Consider the following 4,736-nt stretch of genomic DNA (forward strand, 5'->3'; position numbering starts at 1 on the left):
GGCACACCAACGATCAAGGCTCTGACCTGGTAGTACACGCTGGGTCAGAGCCTTTTCGTGTACACGAGTTGCGGGTGGGCGCTCGGGGCCGTCGGACCCTCCGGAGTCGTGCTGGACCTCCAGCACGACCGTAACGTCGCGCTGGATTCGCCAGGCCATGGAATCTGCGAAGGTGGCACGTCCAGTTGATCGTCGATGACTGTTCCTGCCTCGTACGGAACGCTCGAGTGAGCCGCCACCGCCCAAGACGTTTGCCATTTCGTCCGGCGAGGCGGGAGGCGATCGGTCGATCATCGCAGCGATATTGTGCCCCACAGAATACTTGCGATATCTGGTACCGTGAATATACCGTGTAGTCAGTCGGCAACGCGAAGGAGAGGGAATGGCAGCGAACCACCGCACCATCCAGCGCGAGACTCTGCATGGCTACCTAACCCACAACGCTCTCGTCCGTGAAGACGGCCGCACGGAGTTCACGTACCGCGGACGCATTGCAGCCATGCCCGGAGTGAGCTTCAACCAGCTTGCACGCGAGCAGAGCCAGCAGCGTCTCGCCGACGGCTACGCCGAACCGCGGATGATCGAGATACCGTTCGATCAGTTGACATTCGTCCAGCCATGACTGTCGAACGCCTGCGGGTCACCTTTCCCGTGAGTACGTCCGTGGCGGTGGCCCAGGCCGCCGCCACGGCGGGGCTCACACCGTCCAATTACGTGGTCCGGGCCGTCGAGAGCGCGGTCGGCCTAGCCGATGTGTCCGCCGAGGATCTCGTCACCACTTCCCCTGAGCCGACGGTGATCATCCGACTCGCTCCCCGCCCTCCGGGTGCCCTCGACCAGCGGCCCGGCTGGGTCCCCGATATGACCGAGGGCCAGTGGTGGCAGGCAGCATCCGGCGTCTGGCGACTCGGCGAAACCAGCCGTGCAGCATGCCGGATCGTCGCAGCCGCAGACCCGACCGGCGTCATTCGACACGCCTGGCGAATCGATGGCTGGGCACCCGAAGGAGATCGCTGGCAGGCAGTAGGTGGTCGCGACGTCACCGAATCAAGTGACCCCGCGGACGCGCGGGTCGTCCAAGCCCTCCTCGGCCGACGCATCGCCCTCCGACGCAACCCTGTCCGAATCATCGCCGGCCACAGCCAAATTCCCCCTGACGCCTAACCGTCCCAACGCGACAGTGGACCGGATTGGGGCTGCCAGCTGACCATGCGCTGCTTTCAGGCGCCTGATGTGTGGGCGACGATGGACTAATGACCGGACGGCGAGCAGTACTCGCGGTGACATGCCTGCTTTTGACGGGCGTAGGTGGAGTATGGGCGACGATGACCTGGGAGCAGGTCAGCCGGTGGGCTTCGGTTGCTTCGGCGTTGGCCGGGCTAGCTGCGGTCGGGGTGGCGATCTGGGCTGCCCTGACTGGTTCGAAATCCGCAGCGCGGGCGTCGCATACAGGCAAGGCGACGGTTAGAGGCATCGGCACTGCCAACACCGGCGTGATGGGCCCGGCCTCGAGCGTGGCCGAACCGGTCACCGCCGAACGCACCGGTGCGGCTGAGGTGGGTGAGGGCGAGGCCAATACTGCCATCCGACGTCTTTGAGCTGGCCCCAGCGATAGGAAGGACCATGATGCTGCGTGGGTCAAGGGCGCGAGTGAACGCCAGCGGATCTGCGACCACTACATACGGCGTGGCCAATACGGGGATCATCCACGGCGATGTCAGCACGATCGGGGGACTGCCGGTGCGCTCGGCGTATCGGCAGCAGGTGCAGCGGATCGCCCCAGCTCGTCTGCAGGGCCGCGATCAGGAACTGAACGATCTGACCGAGTTCTGTACTGGCGACCACGAGCGTCCATACGTGTGGTGGAGGGCGCCGGCGTGGGCGGGGAAGTCTGCGTTGATGTCCTGGTTCGTGCTGCACCCACCGCCTGGCATCCGCGTGATGTCGTTCTTCGTCACCGCCCGCGTCGCAAGCCAGAACGACCGGAGCGCATTTACCGATGTGCTCTTGGAGCAACTACTCGACCTGCTCGACCAACCGCTGCCGGCGTACCTGACCGAGGCCACGCGTGAAGCACACCTGCTGGGCTTCATCGAGCGCGCCGCGACAGAGTGCCAGCAGCATGGTGAGCGACTAGTGCTGCTCGTTGATGGCATAGACGAGGACGCCGGTATCGACTCGCACAGCATCGCCGCACTGTTGCCCGCCCGGCCGCCGAAGGATATGCGTGTGGTCGTGGCAGGACGGCTCAACCCACCCGTCCCGTCCGACGTGCCCGCAGATCATCCGCTTCGCGATTCGGCTATCGTGCGCAATCTCGCACCGTCGCCATACGCTGCAGCGGTGCGCCGCGATGCAGAACGCGAGCTAGGACGCCTTTTCACCAGCAGCGCACCAGAGCAAGAGTTGGTCGGACTGATCACGGTGGCTGCTGGCGGGCTGTCGACAGCAGATCTAGCTGAGCTGATGAACCGCCCGCAGTGGCAGGTTGAAGAGCAGATGAGGGCCGTATCGGGGCGCACCTTTGACTGCCGCCCTGGGCGGTGGGACGGCACCGCGCAGGTCTACGTGCTCGGCCACGAAGAGCTACAGCAGCAAGCGACACAACGGCTTGGCGACGCCGGCCTGCAGGCCTATCGTCAGCGACTGCATACCTGGGCCGACGGATACCGCACGCAGGGATGGCCGGCTGGGACGCCGGAGTACTTGCTGCGCGACTACTACCGCATGCTGGAAGCGTCTGGCGATCTACCGAGGTTGGTCGCCTGTGCGCTCGATGCGGCCCGCCACGACCGGATCCTCCAACACACGGGTGGTGATGGTGTGGCGATAGAAGAGATCAGCACCGCCCAAGACGCGATCCTCGCTCAGGCCCAACCTGACTTGCTTGCCATGTGCCAACTCGCCGTCCATCGCGATAATCTGACTTATCGCAACAGCAATATCCCAATGGCATTGCCGAAACTGCGGGCACTGTTGGGGGAGGTCAGCAAAGCCGAGGCAATGGTCCGATCGATGGCCGACGTGAACCGCCGATCGGTGGCAGTGGCACTGCTGGTGCCAGTGGTAGCGGCGGCTGGCCACCACGATCGTGCACGAGATCTGGCCTGCTCAATTCCGTCACCTCTTTTTGTCGAATCGAGCCTCCGGGCGCAGACTCTGGCCAATTTAGTGGACGCGGTGGCGAAGGCTGGTGACTACAGACTTGCCGAGAGTCTGACGCAGGACATTGACGAACCGTATTGGCAATCAAAGGCGTGCGGCGCGCTCGCACTCGCGCTGGCACGAGCCGGCGAGGTGAATGAGGCTGAAGGTCGAATTCGGCTCATTGTCAATCCATATTGGCGGTCACAGGCGATGGGCGTGCTGGCTCATATAGCAATGTCCACTGTCACCGCCGAGTACACCGCAGCTCTTGCTGAGCAAGCCGCAAACGTCGCCCGCACCGTAGCTGATAGCACTGAACGAGCGTTGGCATTAGGCATGTTAATGCGGCTCGCCGCCGAAAGAGGCGATCATTCAGGAGCCGACTCCTTGGCCGCCTCCGTCCTAATTGAGATTAGCTCAATTGCCGATCCACTCACGCAAGTGATGGCCGTCGCCAAGCTGGTGCCACTACTTAATAAGGCCGGACGTGATACCCGCATCAAACCCCTGATCGAACAGGCTGAGGTTTCCGCTCGACAGGTGACTGAGAGGTACAAGCGTGACAGGGCATTGGGTGCACTGGTGCCACTAAAGGCGGCTATCGGAGGTTACCGCAGAGCGGCGGAACTTGCCGATTCGATTAAGGACCACTACACCCGATCGCACGCGATGATTGCGCTCACGTCGGCTCTGGCTGCTGAGGGCAATTACGATGGGGCTGAAGCTTGCGTTCGCCGGATCGCCGACCCTAGTAGGCAGGCGACGGCGTGGGGCAAATTGGTCTCGGCCCTAGCCGCAGCCGGCAAGCATCGGCGGGCCGCAGAGGTCGCGCAACGCGTTACCGAGGCGGTACACCAAGCGGAAGTGCTGACAGAATGGGGGCTTGCTCTGGCCGGTGGCGACGAGCCAGGCCGAGCGGCGGATCTTGCAGAGCGTGCAGAAAGCCTAGCTCGCTTGAGTAGTAACCCGCAGGAGCAAACGGCTGCGCTGACTGCACTGGTGTCGGGGCTGCTCGTTAATGGCGACAATGTTCGCGCCGCCGCCATTGGTGCACGTGCAGGCGATCTCGCGCGGTCTATCTCTAGCGGTTACGGCCGGACGCAAGCCCTGACGAAGTTGGTGCCTGCAGTGCTTTCGACTGGTGACCATCAGCTGGCCGAGAGCCTAGCTCGTGTTGTACCAGATGATCGCCAGCGAGCCGCTCTTTTGATGGAGGTGATGCTGGCGCTAAGCGTGCAGGGGGACCGCGGGCAAGCATTGGGTTTGGTTAAAGAAGTTGAAGCGGCGATCAGCGCGATTGCGGTTACAACCTTGCGCGCTATGGCGCTGAAGCGGCTTGTCGCACAGCTTGGTCAAATCGGTGAATATGATCGCGCTTCGGAGTTGGCTGCTTCTTTGAAGGACTCTTCGCGCGAGGAGGCGTTCAAGGGTCTTGTGAAAATGGCCGCCGACGCTGATGAATACGAGCGGGCAGAGGCCCTCGCGAGGTCATTGACCAGCGATTTCAGCCAGGCTGGCGCGCTGACTTCTCTAGTGGGAAAGCTTGTTCGAGTCGGTCGGGATGGTCAAGCCGAGGCAATAGCCCGCTC

General features: G+C 63.0%; 4 protein-coding genes. All 4 read left to right on the forward strand.

Features of this window, described 5'->3' with window-relative positions; genetic code table 11:
- Window positions 1-382 precede the first annotated feature (382 nt).
- On the forward strand, window positions 383-622 hold the full coding sequence (locus KBX08_RS32195) for a hypothetical protein (RefSeq protein WP_210787523.1): 240 nt from the start codon (window positions 383-385) through the stop codon (window positions 620-622).
- Window positions 619-1,164: a hypothetical protein gene (locus KBX08_RS32200; RefSeq protein WP_210787524.1), complete on the forward strand. Its 546-nt coding sequence runs from the start codon at window positions 619-621 to the stop codon at window positions 1,162-1,164. The genes KBX08_RS32195 and KBX08_RS32200 overlap by 4 nt, the downstream gene beginning before the upstream one ends.
- A gap of 161 nt (window positions 1,165-1,325) precedes the next feature.
- The gene (locus KBX08_RS32205) at window positions 1,326-1,598 is read left to right on the forward strand and encodes a hypothetical protein (protein WP_210787525.1); all 273 of its coding nucleotides are present in this window, start codon (window positions 1,326-1,328) and stop codon (window positions 1,596-1,598) included.
- A gap of 88 nt (window positions 1,599-1,686) precedes the next feature.
- Window positions 1,687-4,736 (forward strand): hypothetical protein (locus tag KBX08_RS32210; RefSeq protein WP_210787526.1); only part of this gene is annotated, 3,050 nt, incomplete at its 3' end.

This window comes from Micromonospora sp. H61 (assembly GCF_018070325.1).
GTDB lineage: Bacteria > Actinomycetota > Actinomycetes > Mycobacteriales > Micromonosporaceae > Micromonospora > Micromonospora salmantinae.

What these genes read in the sequence shown, in the direction of transcription:
- KBX08_RS32205 (WP_210787525.1), top strand. Translation starts at nt 1,326, where the DNA reads ATGACCTGGGAGCAGGTCAGCCGGTGGGCTTCGGTTGCTTCGGCGTTG.
- KBX08_RS32195 (WP_210787523.1), top strand. Translation starts at nt 383, where the DNA reads ATGGCAGCGAACCACCGCACCATCCAGCGCGAGACTCTGCATGGCTAC.
- KBX08_RS32200 (WP_210787524.1), top strand. Translation starts at nt 619, where the DNA reads ATGACTGTCGAACGCCTGCGGGTCACCTTTCCCGTGAGTACGTCCGTG.